This is a genomic window from Sporichthyaceae bacterium (genome assembly GCA_036269075.1).
GTDB lineage: Bacteria > Actinomycetota > Actinomycetes > Sporichthyales > Sporichthyaceae > DASQPJ01.
This window is the reverse complement of record DATASX010000018.1, coordinates 17,644-35,118: the sequence shown is the minus strand read 5'-3', so window position 1 is coordinate 35,118 and position 17,475 is coordinate 17,644. Positions and strand designations below refer to the sequence as shown.

The 17,475-nt window shown below is 70.2% G+C and carries 16 protein-coding genes; 4 read left to right on the top strand and 12 right to left on the bottom strand.

Annotated features, from left to right (window positions below; all coding sequences use genetic code 11):
* Positions 1-19: 19 nt before the first annotated feature.
* The 12 genes from tyrS to VHU88_03420 all read right to left on the bottom strand — a co-directional run bounded on the left by tyrS (position 20) and on the right by VHU88_03420 (position 12,820).
* Positions 20-1,288 (bottom strand): tyrosine--tRNA ligase, encoded by a 1,269-nt coding sequence (tyrS, locus tag VHU88_03475; protein HEX3610725.1) that lies wholly within the window; start codon positions 1,286-1,288, stop codon positions 20-22.
* 65 nt (positions 1,289-1,353) lie between these two features.
* Entirely contained in the window at positions 1,354-1,950 is a 597-nt protein-coding gene (locus VHU88_03470) for a DNA-3-methyladenine glycosylase (GenBank protein ID HEX3610724.1), read from the bottom strand.
* 231 nt (positions 1,951-2,181) lie between these two features.
* The gene (locus VHU88_03465; GenBank protein HEX3610723.1) at positions 2,182-2,988 is read right to left on the bottom strand and encodes a methyltransferase domain-containing protein; all 807 of its coding nucleotides are present in this window, start codon (positions 2,986-2,988) and stop codon (positions 2,182-2,184) included.
* Between the two features lie 80 nt (positions 2,989-3,068).
* Positions 3,069-4,499, bottom strand: coding sequence for an argininosuccinate lyase (gene argH, locus VHU88_03460; GenBank protein ID HEX3610722.1), 1,431 nt, complete (start codon positions 4,497-4,499; stop codon positions 3,069-3,071).
* 120 nt (positions 4,500-4,619) lie between these two features.
* Positions 4,620-5,825, bottom strand: a complete 1,206-nt coding sequence (locus tag VHU88_03455) for an argininosuccinate synthase (protein HEX3610721.1) — start codon at positions 5,823-5,825, stop codon at positions 4,620-4,622.
* The gene (locus tag VHU88_03450; protein HEX3610720.1) at positions 5,822-6,343 is read right to left on the bottom strand and encodes an arginine repressor; all 522 of its coding nucleotides are present in this window, start codon (positions 6,341-6,343) and stop codon (positions 5,822-5,824) included. The genes VHU88_03455 and VHU88_03450 overlap by 4 nt, the downstream gene beginning before the upstream one ends.
* Positions 6,344-6,345: 2 nt before the next feature.
* Positions 6,346-7,272, bottom strand: a complete 927-nt coding sequence (gene argF / locus VHU88_03445) for an ornithine carbamoyltransferase (protein ID HEX3610719.1) — start codon at positions 7,270-7,272, stop codon at positions 6,346-6,348.
* Positions 7,273-7,324: 52 nt separating this feature from the next.
* Positions 7,325-8,515, bottom strand: a complete 1,191-nt coding sequence (locus VHU88_03440) for an acetylornithine transaminase (protein HEX3610718.1) — start codon at positions 8,513-8,515, stop codon at positions 7,325-7,327.
* Entirely contained in the window at positions 8,512-9,393 is an 882-nt protein-coding gene (gene argB, locus VHU88_03435) for an acetylglutamate kinase (protein HEX3610717.1), read from the bottom strand. The genes VHU88_03440 and argB overlap by 4 nt, the downstream gene beginning before the upstream one ends.
* Before the next feature lie 13 nt (positions 9,394-9,406).
* On the bottom strand, positions 9,407-10,552 hold the full coding sequence (gene argJ, locus VHU88_03430; GenBank protein HEX3610716.1) for a bifunctional glutamate N-acetyltransferase/amino-acid acetyltransferase ArgJ: 1,146 nt from the start codon (positions 10,550-10,552) through the stop codon (positions 9,407-9,409).
* A 2-nt stretch (positions 10,553-10,554) separates the two neighbouring features.
* Positions 10,555-11,580, bottom strand: coding sequence for an N-acetyl-gamma-glutamyl-phosphate reductase (argC, locus tag VHU88_03425; protein ID HEX3610715.1), 1,026 nt, complete (start codon positions 11,578-11,580; stop codon positions 10,555-10,557).
* A gap of 76 nt (positions 11,581-11,656) precedes the next feature.
* A complete protein-coding gene (locus VHU88_03420; GenBank protein ID HEX3610714.1) occupies positions 11,657-12,820 on the bottom strand; it encodes a glycosyltransferase in 1,164 nt (387 codons plus the stop codon).
* Positions 12,821-13,067: 247 nt separating this feature from the next.
* Between VHU88_03420 and VHU88_03415 the strand changes: the two genes are divergently transcribed.
* The 4 genes from VHU88_03415 (at position 13,068) to VHU88_03400 (ending at position 17,471) form a co-directional block, all read left to right on the top strand.
* Entirely contained in the window at positions 13,068-13,556 is a 489-nt protein-coding gene (locus tag VHU88_03415) for a hypothetical protein (protein ID HEX3610713.1), read from the top strand.
* A gap of 301 nt (positions 13,557-13,857) precedes the next feature.
* Positions 13,858-14,100 carry a hypothetical protein gene (locus VHU88_03410; protein ID HEX3610712.1) on the top strand — a complete coding sequence of 81 codons (243 nt, stop codon included), beginning with the start codon at positions 13,858-13,860 and terminating at the stop codon, positions 14,098-14,100.
* 94 nt (positions 14,101-14,194) lie between these two features.
* Positions 14,195-15,973: a hypothetical protein gene (locus VHU88_03405; GenBank protein HEX3610711.1), complete on the top strand. Its 1,779-nt coding sequence runs from the start codon at positions 14,195-14,197 to the stop codon at positions 15,971-15,973.
* A 142-nt stretch (positions 15,974-16,115) separates the two neighbouring features.
* Positions 16,116-17,471 carry a hypothetical protein gene (locus tag VHU88_03400; GenBank protein HEX3610710.1) on the top strand — a complete coding sequence of 452 codons (1,356 nt, stop codon included), beginning with the start codon at positions 16,116-16,118 and terminating at the stop codon, positions 17,469-17,471.
* Positions 17,472-17,475 lie beyond the last annotated feature (4 nt).

Genomic DNA, 17,475 nt, shown 5'->3' with positions numbered 1-17,475 from the left:
GAGAACTCGTGCCGCGCGGCTACCCGGCCTCGACCCGCACGGCGGCCAGGCTGCGCTTGCCCCGGCGCAGCAGCAGCCACCGGCCGTGCAGCAGGTCACCGGCACCCGGCACCGCGGCCTCGTCGGTGACCTTGACGTTGTTCACGTAGGCGCCGCCCTCGCCGATCGTCCGGCGCGCGCTGTTGCCGCTCTTCTCCAACCCGGCGGCCACCAGCAGCTCGACCACCGTCGGCAGCGCACCACGCACTGTCGTCCCCGGCAGTTCGGCGAAGGCCGCGGCCGTGGTGGCGGCGTCCAGCTCACTCAGCTCGCCGCGGCCGAACAGCGCCGCACCGGCGGCCTCGACCGCTGCGGCGGCCTCGGTGCCGTGCACCAAGCCGGTCAGCTCGCGGGCCAGCGTGCGCTGGGCCTCCCGAGCGGCCGGCCGATCGGCGGTCGCCTTGGTCAGCTCGTCGATCTGATCCCGCGTCAGGAACGTCAGCGACTTGCAGTAGCCGATCACGTCGCGGTCGTCGACGTTCAACCAGAACTGGAAGAACGCGTAGGGCGAGGTCAGCTGCCCGTCCAACCACACCGTCCCGGATTCGGTCTTCCCGAACTTCGCCCCGTCGGCCTTGGTCAGCAGGTTGGTCGTCAGCGCGTGCGCCCGCCCGGCGTCCACCCGGCGGATCAACTCGACGCCGGCGGTGATGTTGCCCCACTGGTCCGAGCCGCCGATCTGCAGCGAGCAGCCGTGGCGCCGGTACAGCTCCAGGTAGTCCAGCGACTGCAGCAGCACATAGCTGAACTCGGTGTAGGAGATGCCCACATCCGAGCCCAGCCGTTTGGAGACGGCGTCCCGGGCGAGCATCCGGTTGACCGGGAAGTGCTTGCCGATGTCCCGCAGGAAGTCGACGGTCGACAGCGGTGCGGTCCAGTCGAGGTTGTTGACGAGGGTCGCCGCGTTGTCGCCGGACAGGTCGAGGAACGGCTCGATCTGCGCGCGGATCTTGCCGACCCAGTCCGCGACGATGTCCTTGGTGTTGAGGTTCCGCTCGGCGGTCTCCTTCGGGTCGCCGATCAGCCCGGTGGCCCCGCCGACCAGCGCGATCACCCGGTGCCCGGCCTGCTGGAATCGCGCCAAGGTCAGCACCTGCACGAGGTGGCCGACGTGCAGGCTCGGCGCCGTCGGGTCGAAGCCGCAGTAGAGCGTGACCGGGCCGGCGGCCAGCGACGCGGCCAGCGCGTCCGGGTCGGTGGTCTGTGCGACGAGGTCGCGCCAGGCGAGCTCGTCGAGGATGCCGGACACCGCTGTCCTCTTTCCGTTCGCGTGGGGACGTTCCGGCGCGGATTCTCCCACGCCGGCCCGACCGCTCAGACCGTCCGGCGTACCCGGGCCACCGCGGGCCGGTAGGCGCTGACCGTCGGGTCGTCGGCCACCCAGAACCGCCACGGCCGGTCCGCGGCTGCGCGAATCCCCACCCGGGGGCCCGTGCGCAGCCGGGTCGGGTCGACCCGATCCCCGGCGAGGGCCCGCAGCGTCGGGTCGGTGCAGACGTCGCGCCCGTTGTCCGCGCGACCGAGGCCGAGGGAGCGCACCAGGTTGGCCGGGCCGCGGGCCAGCCCGACATCGGCGACCCCGGGCCGCCGCTCTCGCGCGTGCTCCCGGCCGGCCACGACCTCACCGGCCCGCAGCAGCACAGCGGCCGGCACGCCGGGCGGCCCGCAGACCAAGTTGGCGCACCAATGCATGCCGTAGGTGAAATACACGTAGAGCAGGCCCGGGCCCTCGAACATGACGCAGTTTCGACCGGTGCGTCCGCGGAAGGCGTGCGATGCCGGGTCGTTCGGGCCGTCGTAGGCCTCGACCTCAGTCAGTCGCACCCGCACCGGCCCGTGCTCGACCACAACCCCGAGCAGGTCCGCGGCGATCTCGAGGACGGGCCTGTCGAAGAACCCCCGGGGCAACACCTGCACGAGGCCAGCAAATCAGCCCCGGTCCGGATTTGTTGCGCAACATCGGTGACAACTGCGACTACTGCTCATCTACGGAACCCGAGTTACTGAATGCAATAACTGATTCTCAGGGGGTAGCAGATGTCCTTGCTCGGGATTCTCACTTCACCGGCGATCACCGGCGTGGTTCACGCAGTCAGTTGGCTCATGCACTTCTTCGGCCACGCCCAAGGGAAGGCCTAGTTCTCAGGAGGGCCCGGGCTTCCTCGCCTGTACGCAGAACTGCAGACAGGCGAAGAAGAACTCGCCGCGGCCGTCGAGTTCCCGCTGCTCGACGGCCCACTCCTGGGCCTCCGCCGCGCTGACGCCGGCGCGGTCGGCCACGAACGACTCGATCAACGGCAGCAGCGCGCCGGCGTAGTGGTCGCGGTCCAGCCGACGCGCCATGAACGGATGGCCGGTCACGGCGACGTCGACGAAGCCTGCGGTGCCCAGGCACGCACCGAGGATGCGTGGCAGCGACGGGTGGACCAGGTGCTCGTCCCAGGCCCGCAGTACCCGGGTGCATCGACCCGGGTCGGCGGAGTGCCAGGACACGGTGGCCCAGTCGACGTCCCAGATCACCAGGCGGCCGCCGGGCCGCAGCACGCGGTGCATCTCGGCCAGCGCACCCGGAACGTCCTGGACGTACTCCAGGACCTGCACGCAGATCAGGCCGTCGTAGGCGGCGGAGTCCACCGGCAACGCCTCGGCCGCACCGACGTGAAACCCGACGTTGGGCCACTCGGCGTTACGCCGTGCCGCCAGCGCCAGCATCGGCCGGCTGGCGTCGACCCCGTCGACCCAGCCGTCGGGGCCGACCTGCTCACGCAGTTCGGCCAGGTAGAACCCCGGACCACAACCGACGTCCAGCACCCGCTCGCCCGGTTTCGCGGACAGCGCCTCCCCCACCAGCGTGCGGCGGCGCAGCACGTCGGCGGTGTCGTAGATGGCCTCCAGCCGACGAGCGGTGTTCTCGTCGAAGTCCAGGGCCGGGGCGCGGTCGGCTTCCATCGGCGGTCCTGTCTCTCGGGGCAGGCGGGCTGACGAGACGTCAGTTCCGGGTCGAGCCGGCGCCGCGATCTCGCCGCAGGCTAGCCCCGCAGCCGGGTAGCTGCCCAGGTCCGCTGGTGCTTCAATTCCGCGTCCAGTTCGGTGATCTGGGCCTCGACCTGGCTCTGGGCGGTGCCGCCGCGGGACGACCGCGAGGCGATCGAACCGGCCACGGTGAGCACCTCGCGCACCGCGGGACTCAACGTCGGGGAGATCGCGGCGAAGTCGGCGTCGGACAGGTCGGCAAGTTCCACGCCGAGTTGCTCGCACCGGCGCACGCACTCCCCGGCGACCTCGTGCGCCACCCGGAACGGCACCCCGTTCCGCACGAGCCACTCGGCAACGTCCGTGGCGAGTGAGAACCCCGCCGGGGCCAGCGATTCCAGTCGATCGGTATGGAAATGCAGGGTCGCCATCATCCCGGTGAAGGCGGGCAGGAGCACCTCGAGTGTGTCGACCGAGTCGAACACCGGTTCCTTGTCCTCCTGCAGATCCCGGTTGTAGGCCAACGGCAGGCCCTTCAACGTGGCCAACAGTCCAGTCAGGTTGCCGATCAACCGCCCCGCCTTGCCGCGCGCCAGTTCCGCGACGTCCGGATTCTTCTTCTGCGGCATGATCGAGGAACCGGTCGAGTAGGCGTCGTCGAGGGTGACGAACGAGAACTCCTTCGTGGCCCACAGGATCACCTCCTCGGCGATCCGCGAGAGGTCCACCGCGATCATCGCGAACACGAACGCCGCCTCGGCCGCGAAATCGCGGGCCGCGGTGCCGTCGATGGAGTTCGCGACAGAGCCGACGAATCCAAGTTCGGCGGCGACCTGCTCCGGGTCCAGACCCAGCGAGGACCCGGCCAACGCTCCGGACCCGTAGGGCGAGATCGCCGCCCGGGCATCCCAGTCGCGCATCCGTCCGACGTCGCGCGACAACGCGTGCACGTGGGCCAGCAGGTGATGCCCGAGCAGCACGGGCTGGGCGTGCTGCAGGTGCGTCCGACCGGGCATGGCCACGCCGCGGTGCGCCTTGGCCTGCTCGACCAACGCCTCCTGCAGGTCCACCAGCAGCCCGGCGACCCGGCGGGCCGCGTCGCGCAGGTACATGCGGAACAGCGTCGCCACCTGGTCGTTGCGCGACCGACCGGCGCGCAGCCGGCCACCGAGCTCGGTCCCGACCCGCTCGATCAAACCCCGCTCCAGCGCGGTGTGCACGTCCTCGTCGGCGACGGTCGGGGTGAAGGCGCCGGAGGCCACGTCCTGCGCCAACTTGTCCAGCCCGCGCAGCATCCCGGCGAGCTCGTCGTCACCTAACAGCCCGGCCCGGTGCAGCACCCGCGCGTGCGCCTGGGAACCCGCGATGTCGTACGGGGCCAGGCGCCAGTCGAAGTGCACCGACACGGACAGCGCGGCCAGCGAGTCGGCCGGCCCGGAGTTGAACCGGCCGCCCCACAACCGCAGCCCCTGCGTGCTCTCGTTCAACGCTCACTCCGAGTGACATCCGATTTTGCAGTCGTCGACTGTTGTCACCGCATGTCGGCGGAAATAACCGCCGACAGGCATGGATAAAGGTCGACGACGGCAGACGATGGTGACTGGCCGTCACTGTCCCTGCACGCGGCGATCGCGCCCGGCGGCGATGCGGCTGGACATGCCGAAGATCTCGATGAAGCCCTTGGCCAGCGATTGGTCGTAAGTGTCCTCGGCGTCGTAGGTGGCCAGGTTGTAGTCGTACAACGACCCGGCCGAACGACGGCCGGTCGGCACCGCACGGCCGGCGTGGAGGGACATCCGGATCTCGCCGGACACCGGCTCGTTGGCCTCGATCAGGAAGGCCTCCAACGCGTTGCGCAGCGGGGAGAACCACAGGCCGTCGTAGACCAACTCGGCCCAGCGCTGCTCGACGCCGCGCTTGTACCGGGCCAGCTCACGCTCGACGGTGAGGTTCTCCAACTCCTGCTTGGCGGTGATCAGCGCGATTGCGCCGGGGGCCTCGTAGACTTCGCGGCTCTTGATGCCGACCAGCCGGTCCTCGACCATGTCGAGGCGACCGATTCCCTGCCCGCCGGCGCGCTTGTTCATCTCGACGATGGCCTCGAGCATGGTGACCTGACGGCCGTCGATGGCGACCGGTCGGCCGGAGTCGAAGGTGAGCAGGACCTCGTCGGCGTCCCGCGGGGTGGCCGGGTCCTGGGTGTAGGAGTAGATGTCCTCGATCGGCGCGTTCCACACGTCCTCGAGGAAGCCGGTCTCGACCGCGCGACCCCAGACGTTCTGGTCGATCGAGTACGGCGACTTCTTGTTGACATCGATCGGCAGGTTGCGCTCCTCGGCGAACGCGATCGCCTTGTCGCGAGTCATGCCCGAGTCGCGGACCGGGGCCAGCACCTTGATGTCCGGCGCCAGCGCGCCGATGCCGACCTCGAAACGGACCTGGTCGTTGCCCTTGCCGGTGCAGCCGTGACCGACCATGCCGGCGCCGTGCTGCCGAGCGGCCGTGACCAGATGCTTGACGATGATCGGGCGCGACAGCGCCGAGACCAGCGGGTAGCGCTGCATGTAGAGCGCGTTGGCCCGCAGCGCAGGCAGGCAGAACTCCTCGGCGAACTCGTCCTTGAGGTCCAGGACGATCGACTCGACGGCGCCGCAATCCAGAGCGCGCTGCCGGATGACGTTCATGTCCTCGCCGCCCTGGCCGACGTCGGCGGCGACCGCGATGATCTCGGCACCGGTCTGGGCGGCGATCCACCCGATGCACACGGAAGTGTCCAGGCCGCCGGAGTAGGCGAGGACGACGCGTTCGGTCACGGTTGTGCTCCTTCTTCGTACTGCGGTTGGCGTTGCGCGAGAGAGAGGAAGTAACGGGCGCAGGCAGCCCCGCCGGCCGGTTCGCGCGTGATCAGCAGGACCGTGTCGTCGCCGGCGATCGTGCCGAGCAACTGGGGCACCTGGGCGGAGTCGACGGCGGAGGCGTAGAACTGAGCGGCGCCCGGCGGAGTGCGGAGCACGACGAGATTGGCCGACGCCTCGGCGCTGACCAACAACTCGGCGGTGATCCGGGCCAATCTGGCAGCGGTGACGGCCGGTTCGGCAGCAACCTTGGGACTGCGGTCGCCGCCCTCGGCCGGGACCGCGTAGACCAGGGCGCCGTCGGAGGCACGGATGCGGACCGCGCCGAGCTCGTCGAGGTCGCGCGAGAGAGTTGCCTGAGTGACCGTCAGGCCGTCGCTGCCCAGCAGCCCCGCAAGTTCGGTCTGTGAATGCACGCGGGTCCGCGAGAGCAGTTCCACGATCCGCCGGTGACGCGCGGCCTTGGTCGCGGGCATGGTCATGACGTGGACCGCTCGATCAGCCAGGCCAGCAAGGCCTTCTGGGCGTGCAGTCGGTTCTCCGCCTCGTCCCAGACGGCCGAGGCCGGGCCGTCGAGGACGGCGGCGCTGATCTCCTTGCCGCGGTAGGCCGGCAGGCAGTGCAGCACGATCGCGTCCGGGTCGGCCAACGCCAGCGCGACGTCGTCGAGGACGTAGGGCGCGAAGACCGTCTCGCGTCCGGAAGCCTCCATGCCCATCGAGATCCACGTGTCGGTGGCCAGCACCTGCGCGCCGGTGCAGGCCTCCTTCTGACTGTTCGTCACATGCACCGAACCGCCCGTGGTCGTGGCAATCTCGCCGGCTCGGGCCACCACCGCCGGGTCCGGGCGGAAGTTCGGTGGGCAGCCGATCCGCACGTGCAGGCCCGCGGTGGCCCCACCGACCAGGTAGGAGTGGGCCATGTTGTTGGCCCCGTCGCCCAGGTAGGTCAGCGTGACCCCGGCCAGGCGGCCGAAACGCTCCCGGATCGTCTGCAGGTCGGCGAGCACCTGGCACGGATGGAACTCGTCGGACAGCGCGTTGACCACCGGGACGCGACTGATCGCGGCCATGGCATCGATGCGGTCCTGACCGAACGTGCGCCAGACAATCGCGGCGCACTGCCGGTCGAGCACCCGGGCGGTGTCCTCGATCGGCTCGCCCCGGCCCAGCTGTGAACCGGCGGCCTCGATCACCAGCGGGTAGCCGCCGAGTTCGGCGACGCCGACGCTGAACGACACCCTGGTCCGGGTGGAGTGCTTGTCGAACAGCACCGCTACCGTGCGCGGACCTTCCAGCGGTCGGAAGCCGAACCGGTCGGCCTTCATCCGGTCGGCGAGGTCCAGCACCTCGAGCTGCTCGGCCGGCGTGAGGTCGTCGTCACGCCGGAAATGACGGAGAGTCACTGTGCCCACGCTCGTTTGTGTTCCTCGCTCGTTCCTCGCTCGTCACAGTCGCTCACGACGCGGCTCCGGCGACATTCAGGATGCCCGGCAGCGCGTCCACAAACTCCTGTGCCTGTTCCGCGGTCAGCACCAGCGGCGGAGCCAGCCGGATCGCGTTGGGCTGTACCGCATTGACCAGGAACCCGGCGGAGCGGGCGGCGGCCTCGACCGCCTCGGAAGCCTCGCGGGCGAGTTCGAGTCGCAGCCACAACCCGGCCCCGGACACGGAGTTGAGCAATTCGTGCTCGACGTCGCCGAGGCCGACGGTCAGCGCCGAGCCGACCTTGAGCACGTTCTCGAGCAGTCCCTCGGCGGCGATCGTGTCGATCACGGCCAGTGCGGCCGCGCAGGAGACCGGGTTGCCGCCGAACGTGGTGCCGTGGTCGCCACGCTGGAACGTGTGCCCGAACTCTCCGAGCCCGATGCAGGCGCCGATCGGCAGCCCACCACCCAGGCCCTTGGCAAGGGTCAGCACGTCCGGTCGGACGCCGACCCGCTGGTGGGCGAACCAGTGCCCGGTGCGCCCGATCCCGCTCTGGATCTCGTCGAGCACGAAGACCGCGCCGGTGGCGTCGCACAGTTCCCGCGCCGTGGCCAAGTAGTCGGCCGGTGGGAAGATCACCCCGCCCTCGCCGAGGGCCGGCTCGAGGAACACCGCCGCGGTGTCCGCGTCGACGGCGCCCCGCAGTGCGGACGCGTCGCCGTACGGCACGAAGGTGACCGTGGCGCCATAGGGCTCGAACGGCTTGCGGATCGTCGGCTTCCCGGTCAACGAGAGCGACCCCATCGACCGACCGTGGAACCCGTTCTCGGCCGCGACGATCTTCGTCCGCTCCGGGTGTCGGCGGCGCACGATCTTGAACGCCGCTTCGTTGGCCTCGGTCCCGCTGTTGCACAGGAACACCCGGCCGTCGGTGCCCAGCAGTTCCAGCAACTTCTCGGCAAGTCGCACCCCGGGTTCGTGCAGGTACAGGTTGGACGTGTGAGCCAGCACGGCGACCTGGCGGGAGACGGCCGAGAGGATGGCTTGGTGCCCGTGGCCCAGCCCGGACACCGCGATCCCGGCGAGCAGATCGAGGTAGCGCTTGCCCTCGACGTCCCAGATCTCGGCGCCGCGGCCGTGCGAGAGCGCGACCGGTGGGGTGCCGTAGTTCGGCATCAGCGCCGCGTCCCAGCGGGCCTGGAGTTCCTGCGTGCGTGTCATGCCGGTAGCACCATCGTTCCGATTCCCTCGTCGGTGACCAGTTCGAGCAGGACCGAATGCGGCATGCGCCCGTCGAGCACGTGGGCCGAGCGGACGCCGCCGCGGACGGCGGCCACGCAGGCCTCCATCTTCGGGATCATCCCGGAGGACAGGCCGGGCAGCATGTCCGTCAACTGATCGACCGTCAGTTTGCTGATGACCTCGTCGTCGGCGGGCCAGCTGGCGTACAGACCCGCGACGTCGGTGAGCATGATCAGCTTCTCGGCCCGCAAGGCGATCGCCAACGCGGCAGCCGCGGTGTCGGCGTTCACATTGTAGATCTCGCCGTCCTCCCCGCGGGCCACCGACGACACCACCGGAATGCGCCCATCGGCCAGCAGACCCTCGACCACACCAGGATCGACCTTGGTCACCTCGCCGACCAGTCCGATGTCGACAGCCTCGCCGTCGACCATCGCCGCCAACCTCGTGGCGGTGAACAGCCTGGCGTCCTCACCGGACAGGCCGACGGCGAACGGACCGTGGGCGTTCAGGCGACCGACGATCTCGCGTTGCACCTGTCCGACCAGGACCATGCGAACCACGTCCATGGCCTCCGGGGTGGTGACTCGCAACCCCGCCTTGAACTCCGTGTGCACGCCCATCCGGTCCAGCGCGGCTGTGATCTGCGGACCGCCGCCGTGCACGATCACCAGGCGGATCCCGGCGTACCGCAGGAACACCAGGTCCTGGGCGAAAGCTTCCATCAACGCGTCGTCGGTCATTGCGTTGCCGCCGAACTTGACCACGACCGTACGGCCGTGGAACCGCGCCAGCCACGGCAGCGCATCGACCAGCACCATGGCCTTCGCCTGCGCTGACGCGCGGTCGCGACTCATGAATTGCCCCCGCTCACGTCGAGTACGCCGAATTCTCGTGGACGTAGTCATGGGTCAGGTCGTTCGCCCACACGGTTGCCTGCGCGGCGCCGGCCTTCAGGTCGATCCGCACCTCGACCTGACGAGGGGTCAGATCCACCTTGTCGCGGGACTCCCCCAGCCCACCGTTGCGGCAGACCATGACGTCGTTGAACGACACGTCGAGGTCGACCGGGTCGAAGGCGGCCGCGGTCGTGCCCACGGCGGCCAGGATCCGGCCCCAGTTCGGGTCGTTGCCGAACACCGCTGCCTTGAACAGGTTGCTGCGGGCCACCGAGCGGCCGACCTCGACGGCCTCGTCCTCGGAGGCCGCGTTGACCACCTCGATCGCGATGTCGTGCGAGGACCCCTCGGCATCGCGCAACAACTGCAACGCCAGGTCCAGGCACACAGTGCGCAGCACCCCGGCGAACTCCGCCGTGTCCGGACGGACGCCGGAGGCCCCGGAGGCCAGCAGCAAGACGGTGTCGTTGGTCGACATGCACCCGTCGGAGTCCAAGCGGTCGAAGCTGACCCGGGTCGCCGCCCGCAGTGCGGTGTCGAGTTCACCTGCGGGCACGTCGGCGTCGGTGGTGATGACGACCAGCATCGTGGCCAGCCCGGGTGCGAGCATCCCGGCGCCCTTGGCCATCCCGCCGATCACATAGCCGGAACCGGAGACCGTCGCCTGCTTGGGCACCGAGTCCGTCGTCATGATGGCCAGGGCCGCCGACCGGCCGCCCTCGGCGGCCAGGGCCGCTGCGGCCGCGTCCACGCCACCGAGCAACGCCGGCATCGGCAGTCGCTCCCCGATCAGACCGGTCGAACAGACCGCCACGTCGCCCGCCGAGACGCCGAGTACCTCGGCCACGTGCTCGGCTGTGCGGTGCGTGTCGGCGAATCCCTCCGGCCCGGTGCACGCGTTCGCGCCACCGGAGTTGAGGATCACGGCGTCCACTCGGCCGTCGCCGACGACCTGCCGGGTCCAGACGACCGGTGCAGCCTGCACCCGGTTCGACGTGAACACCGCGGCGGCCGCGAACGCCGGCCCGTCGTTGACCACCAGGGCCACGTCCGGCTTGCCGCTGGACTTCAGGCCGGCCACCACCCCGGAGGCGCGGAAACCGGCGGCCGCGGTCACACTCAAGGCCCCACCCCGATCGCACTCAGCCCCAGGCCTTCGGGCAGACCCAGGGCGATGTTGGCGTTCTGCATCGCCTGGCCGGCCGCGCCCTTGCCGAGGTTGTCGATCGCCGAGATCACCACAGCCCGCCCGGACACGGAGTCCGCTGCGGCGGCCAGGTGCACCGCGTTGCTGCCGAACGTCGCAGCCGTGTGCGGCAACTGACCCTCCGTCAGCAGGTGCACGAACTGCTCGCCCGCGTATGCCGCGCCGAGACAGTCGCGCAGGGCGGCGGTGTCCACGTCCGAGCGCAACCGCGCAGTGCAGGTGGCCAGGATGCCGCGGGGCATCGGGGCCAGCAGCGGCGTGAAGCTGACGGGTACCGACCGGCCGGCCGCGGCGGACAGGTTCTGCACGATCTCCGGCGTGTGCTGGTGCACCCCGCCGATCTTGTAGGCGGCGACGTCGCCCATCACCTCGGAGCCGAGCAGGCCCACGGTCGCCTTGCGCCCGGCCCCGGTGGTCCCCGAGGCGGCAACCACGACGACGTCCTCGGCCTCGACCAGACCGGCGGCCAGCAGCGGCGCGAGTGCCAGGCTGACGGCGGTCGGGTAGCAACCCGGGTTGGCGATGCGACGGGAGGCCGCGATCGCCGGTCGCGCGCTGGGCAGCTCCGGCAGCCCGTAGGTCCACGTCCCGGCGTGCGGCAGCTTGTAGTACTTCTCCCAGGCCGCCGCGTCGGCCAGCCGGAAGTCCGCGCCGAGGTCGACCACGAGCTGCTCCGGCCCCAGCTCGCCGACGATCGCGGCCGAGGCCCCGTGCGGCAGCGCCAGGAAGACCACGTCGGCCCCGGCCAGCTCGGCCGGGTCGGCCGAGGTCAGAACCGCGTCGAAGGTCCCGGCCAGATTGGGGTGCACCGCGGCCACCGACTCCCCGGCGCGGCTGTCGGCCTGCATCACCACGACATCGAGCTCCGGGTGCCCGGCGAGCAGCCGCAACAGCTCGCCGCCCGCGTACCCGCTGGCCCCGGCGACCGCCACCCGCATGCCCACGTCGACCTCCTTCCCTCCGATAGAATGAATATACCTGGTTCTGCAAGTTCATTAGGTGTCGGGGCGCGGCTCATCGCTTCTTGCGGCGTTTGGCGGGCGGGCGGCGGGCCGGTGCCGCCGAGGCCCCCGGCGCCTGGGCGGCGGGCCCGCTGTGCTGCTCGGCGAGGTCCAGGTTGGCCCGCACCCGATCGGTCTCGCTCTCCGGGAGCAGGCCGCCGTCCAGCAGCATCCGGCAGGCCGCGGCGCTCTCCTCCCAGTGCCCGGTCCATGAGGAGCACACGGCGAACTCGTCGAGCCGGCGCCAGTCGTAGACCTCCTCGTCGATCCAGAGCAGGTCGTCCGGCCGCGGGATCGAGATCGCGTGGGCGGCGAACATCCGCCCCAACGCCCACCGCTGCTGCTCCCGGCAGAACCGGGCCAGCCCGGCGAGCGGCTCGGCCCGGCTGGGCCGCGACTCCCAGGCGGTCAAGTACGCGGTGACCACCTCGTCGAAGGGCGCCTCTCGCTTCTGGACGTAACGGGCGACCTCCAGCAACGAGTCGGCGATCTCCTCGGCAAACCCGCCGTCCATCTCTGCCCGGCGCCGGTAAGCCGCCTCGGCCAACTCGGGCTGCTCGCTGTCGCGGTAGCTCCGGGCCAGGTAGTACTGGTACCGGTGGTTGTCGGGCTCCTTCTCCACCGCCTCGGCCAGCACGCGGGCGTCGCGGGCGTACTTCTGGACCGTCGACAGGCCGACGCTGCGGCCGCCGTCGTAGAAACCGTCGACCTCGGGTTCGACGAGCTTGGTGGACGAATCCTCGCCGGGCGCCTCGGGATATTCATGAAGAACTCCCACGTAGCCCCACTGCAGACGATTGGCGAACACCGTCTTGCGCCAGTAGACCGTCGACCCGGTGCGATGCCGAAGCTGCACCGAATCGGTGGTCAATGCCGGCCAGGTCCAACCCGCCGGCGCCGCGAAGGTCTCATCGGCATCGATCATCAACGTGTATGCCGTGTGCGGTCGAGCGGCCGCCAACGCGATCGATCGGTTGTGCCCGAAATCGACCCAGGGCTCCTCGAGCAGCTGCCCCGGGATCCCGTCGAGCAGGCTGCGCACGAGGTCCTGCGTGCCGTCGGTGGATCCGGTGTCGACGATCGTCCAGTACGAGATCCACGGCCGCACCGACTCCAGACACCGGGCGATCACGTGCGACTCGTCCTTGACGATCATGCACAACCCGACGTCGCTCACCCGATGTCCTCCGACTCCCGTCACCGACGATGTCCATTTCGTTCGACGTCACACCGATCGCGCCGGGAAGATCCTATTGGGAGGCCGGAAAATGCCATAAGTCACCCGGCGTCCGGTGACATCTCAACGGCATTTCGTGTCCTGCGAACGCTCGCCTCCCGTACGGACCAACCTTCCTTGACGTTGCTTTCGGATAACCGTTTGATCGCAACGATCTCGCCCAAGCCAGACCGCGAAAGGTGTTCCGATGTCGGTCAAATTCAGGAAGTCGTTGCAGGCGTTGACCGTTGTGTTGCCGCTTGCATTCGTCGGGGGACAGATGCCTGCCATGGCCGCCACCATCTCCCCGATCGCCCACCAGGCCGTGACCTCGGACGCGCCGCCGGCGCCGCCCGCTCCCACCGCTCCGACCCAGCCCGCCCCGGCCGAGAACTCCGCGTCGACGCCGCAGGCCGTCGACCCGCAGTCGCAGGTCACCCAGACCGGTTCGGCCAACAATCCCGGCATGACCATTCCCGCGATGGACCTCAAGGAGGACATCGCGCAGGTCTGCGCCGGCGCGCCGATCCTGCCCTTCAAGATCGGCAGCGCGGCGACGCTGAAGGACCTGCTGGTCAAGCTGCACCTGATGGACGGCCTCTCCGAGGTCTGCGCGACCACCAACACCATCGGTGCGGGCATCGAGAAGATGACCGGCCCGGGTGGCTCGCTCGACCTCGACGCTCTGTTGCACTGACCGCACCGTTGCACTGACCGCACTGTTGCACTGACCGTAGCGAGCAACCCCGGTGTGAACTCCGGAGTCGGTTCCGTCCCGCCGGATTCCGGTGGGACGGAACCCGCGGCGGCCGACCGAACAATTCCGGGCCGCCCGATCAGCCCAATTCGATTGACTCCGCAAGCCTCCGACGACCGTCTTGCCGCGCCGTCGGAATTCACCCTCCGGACCCACCCTGACGGCTCAGTTGATCTTGACGGACACCGGCCGACACATCGGATCATTTCCTGAATCCAGTGGTCCACGGAGAGGCGCCGAGATGGCCGGCAAGGTCTGCAAGTCGTTCGTGGCGACGGCTGTAGCGGTGTCCTTCGCTCTCCTCGGCGCCCCGGGCGCCCCGAGCGCCTCGGCCGCGTCAGCCGCACCCGGCAGCAACCAGCCCACCCCGCCGCGCGGTGCGCTGGGAGGCCTGCTGGGGGGCGGCCTGATCGAGGTCTGCCTGATCAATCCCCCGGCCCCGCCGCCGCCCGCGATCCTGATCACGGCCTGCCCGGTTCCCTGAGTCGGTCCCGTACCGAATGTTGATTCGGGCAATCCGCCCAAGTCGGTAACCGAGGGCCGGACCGTCGCATACCCTCACGAGTGAGGACCCTCCAATGGGGAGCGACAGCTTGGCTTCGGACCCGGTGCGGCGGCGTGGCGCGGATCGACTGATCCTGCGCGGCTACGGTCCGCTGGCCGCCCTGCTGGTTGTGCTGCTGCTGATCACGATCATCGTGCCCAGCAAGCCGCGTACCACGGCCGACACCACCACTCAGCTGTCCGGCGTCGGAAACGCGCCCGACGTCGCGACCGGGTCCGCAAATGAGCCGGCCGCGCCCGCGCGCGCCGGCACCGCCACCCGTTCCGGCGGAACCGCGACCTCGGCAGGCAAGGGGTCGGCCTCGAGCACCGCGGCCGCGCAGCGTGGCACGGCCGCGGGTCCAAACATTCCCCAGGCCGCCGGGGCACCGGCACTGGGCTATCTGCCCGCCGGGGTGACCCTCGGCAACAACTGCTCCGGCGGCGCCAAGCAGGACGGCAACTCCGCGTACTCCCCGCCGTGCCTGGACTTCCCCGGGCTCGACAACGGCGGCGCCACCACCCGCGGGGTCACCAAGGACACGATCACCGTGGCCTACCGCGACATCGGCCTGCCGATCAGCAAGAACAGCGAGCTGGAGAAGACGGCGGAGAAGAAGGGCCTGGTGTCCTCCCCGGAGGCCCAGCAGCGCACCCGCGACGCGCTGCTGGCGTACTTCAACAGCCACTTCCAGCTCTACGGCCGCAAGGTCAGGATCGTCGGGTACAAGGGCCGCGGCGACTCGTTCTCCGAGCTCAGCGGCAGCGGCCAGGAGGCCGCGAACGCCGACGCGTTGAAGGTCGGCCAGGAGATCAAGGCGTTCGCCGACCTGTCCGCGGTCAGCCAGCCCTACCTCGACGCACTGGTCCGCCAGAAGGTCGTCGCGTTCGGCGGCCTGCACATGCCGATCAGCTACTACAAGGCCCGCGCCCCGTACGCCTGGGGCCAGCTGATCGACTGCACGACGTTGCTGGCCTCGGCCGCCGACCTGCTCGCCAAGCGGTTCCCGGCCAACCAGGACGCGGTTCGCGCGGGCAGTGCGAAGCTGCGCACCCAGCCGCGCAAGTTCGGCCTGGTGGTCCCGGACGACGCCGTCTACGCGCAGTGCCTCAACGAGGCGCGGCCGAAGTTCGCCGCAGCCGGCATCAGCTTCAAGGAGATCCGGTACTCGCTGGACTTCTCCACGATGCAGCAGGAGGCGCCGAACATCGCGGCGCAGTTGAAGAACGCCGGTGTCACCACCGTGATCATGGTTACCGACCCGGTGCTGCCGTTCTTCCTCTCCGGCTCGGCGACCCAGCAGGATTACTGGCCGGAGTGGTTCCTGACCGGCACCGTGCTCACCGACGCCGACGCCGCCGGGCAGTTCTACGACCAGGACCAGTGGCAGTTCGCCTACGGACAGAGCTTCATCTCCGACATCAAGCAGGGCATGGCCTCGGAGTCCTACCGGGCCTACAAGTCGATCCGGCCCAACGACGAGCCGACCCCCACCCGCGACCTCGAGTACTACTCGATGCTGATGCTGTTCATCGGCCTGCAGATGGCCGGGCCGGACCTGACTCCGACGACCTTCGAGCAGGGCATGTTCCACTACCCCGGCGCGAACGGTCCGCTCGGCCATTGGAGCTGGGGTCCCAACGACTTCACCGCGGTCGACGACGCCCGGGAGATCTACTGGGACCGGAAGGCGATCAGCTCGTTCGACAACCAACCCGGCCGCTACGTCGCCCCGGACGGCGACCGGCGATACCGGAGCAACTGGCCCACCAAGGCGCCGCCCGCGCCCATCCCGCCGCCGGCCGCGCCATGACCGCCCTGCGTATTCGCATCTCCTGGGCGTGTCCACGCCCTTCGACCCCTCCCGTAGGACGCGGGCACACAGCTGAGTCGGGGTCTCGGTGAGCCGGGGCATCGGCAGCGGCCGGCGTGGCAGACACGCCCGGCGGGGGGCCGTGATCGGCCCGGTTAACAGGACCGGCGGGCGGCTCGCGCTGCTCGCGGCCCTGGGCGTGACGGCCGTACCGGTCGTCGCGTCAGGTGTCGCCCGGGCCGACGCGGCTACTCCCACCAGCGACGGCCACGCCCAGGCCGTGTTCGCGAAACTCGTTCCCTACCTGGGGCTTCCCGGCGTCGACACCAGCCTGGGCACCACCACCGCGCAGGTCTCCGGCGGCACGGCGCAGGCGTCGGCGGGTGTCGCGGACTTCGGGCTGATCGGTGCCATAGCGAACGCCAATGCGGACGATTCATCGAGCAAGGCGCCGAAGCTGGCGCTGCCCGAACCGATCAGCGCCGACAGCCAGCGCACCCAGCATGCGGAGGGCAACCCGTTCGACCCGCCGGGTGCTCCCGCGCCGCCGGCGAACTCCCCGTTCAGCGACGCGCACCAGTCCGCCACGGCCACCCCGCAGCCGTTGGCCGCGGAGGGTTCGGCAACCGGCCCGAGTCTGAACCTGCCGGGGGTGCTGTCGATCGTCGGCGGGTCGAGCCTCTCAACCGTCCGCGGCGGCACGTCCACCGGAACTGTGACGATCAGTCAGATCGAGCTGGGCGGCGGCGCCGTGGTGCTCTCCGGCCTGCGGTGGTCGGCCACCGAAGTTGCCGGCAAGGCAGGCGTCCCGACGTTCTCCGTCGGCTCGTTGACCGTCGCCGGACAGTCGCTGCCGGTCGGGAGCGCCGAGCAGATGGCAGCGGCCGTCGACGCCGCGAACAAGCTGCTGGACCCGACCGGACTGTCTTTGACGGCGCCGGTGGCGACCACCGGCGCCGCCCAGGGCGACATCGGCCCGCTCACGATCCAGTTCCGCAACCCGCAGTCGCTGGTCGGCCCCTCCGGGCAGGCAGGCGCGGCCGCCGCGCCGGTGATCCAGGCGCTGGTGAAGCAGATCATCGCGGCCTATCCGGACGCGGCCGCAGCCCAGATCGTCGCAAACGCCTTGGTCGGCGCCTCCGGCGGCCGCAGCGGCGGTCGACTCGAACTGGGCGGCGTCAGCGTCCAGGAGGTACTCCAGCAGGCCGACGACAGCGCGGGCGCGGTACCCGCGGCTCCCCCGGGCACGAACCCCGGCCTGCCCTCGCCGGTGCCGCCCGTCGGCAACCCGGCGGTGGCCGTCGGCCCGGCCGGCGTCGCCGCACCCGGCACCGTCGGCACGGCCGAGCCGAGCGCCCCTGCGACCCCGGTCGGCACCCGGACCGTGGCGTTCCCGGTACCGCACAGCTCCAACCGGGCATGGGCCGCCACCGCGGTCGGCATCGGCCTGCTGCTCCTGCTGATCCTCGCCGTGGTCGACCGCCTGCGCGCTGCCTGAGACG

What these genes read in the sequence shown, in the direction of transcription:
- VHU88_03415 (HEX3610713.1), top strand. Translation starts at nt 13,068, where the DNA reads ATGTCGGTCAAATTCAGGAAGTCGTTGCAGGCGTTGACCGTTGTGTTG.
- argC (HEX3610715.1), bottom strand. Translation starts at nt 11,580, where the DNA reads ATGCGGGTGGCGGTCGCCGGGGCCAGCGGGTACGCGGGCGGCGAGCTG.
- VHU88_03465 (HEX3610723.1), bottom strand. Translation starts at nt 2,988, where the DNA reads ATGGAAGCCGACCGCGCCCCGGCCCTGGACTTCGACGAGAACACCGCT.
- VHU88_03440 (HEX3610718.1), bottom strand. Translation starts at nt 8,515, where the DNA reads ATGACACGCACGCAGGAACTCCAGGCCCGCTGGGACGCGGCGCTGATG.
- VHU88_03405 (HEX3610711.1), top strand. Translation starts at nt 14,195, where the DNA reads ATGGGGAGCGACAGCTTGGCTTCGGACCCGGTGCGGCGGCGTGGCGCG.
- VHU88_03450 (HEX3610720.1), bottom strand. Translation starts at nt 6,343, where the DNA reads ATGCCCGCGACCAAGGCCGCGCGTCACCGGCGGATCGTGGAACTGCTC.
- argB (HEX3610717.1), bottom strand. Translation starts at nt 9,393, where the DNA reads ATGAGTCGCGACCGCGCGTCAGCGCAGGCGAAGGCCATGGTGCTGGTC.
- VHU88_03410 (HEX3610712.1), top strand. Translation starts at nt 13,858, where the DNA reads ATGGCCGGCAAGGTCTGCAAGTCGTTCGTGGCGACGGCTGTAGCGGTG.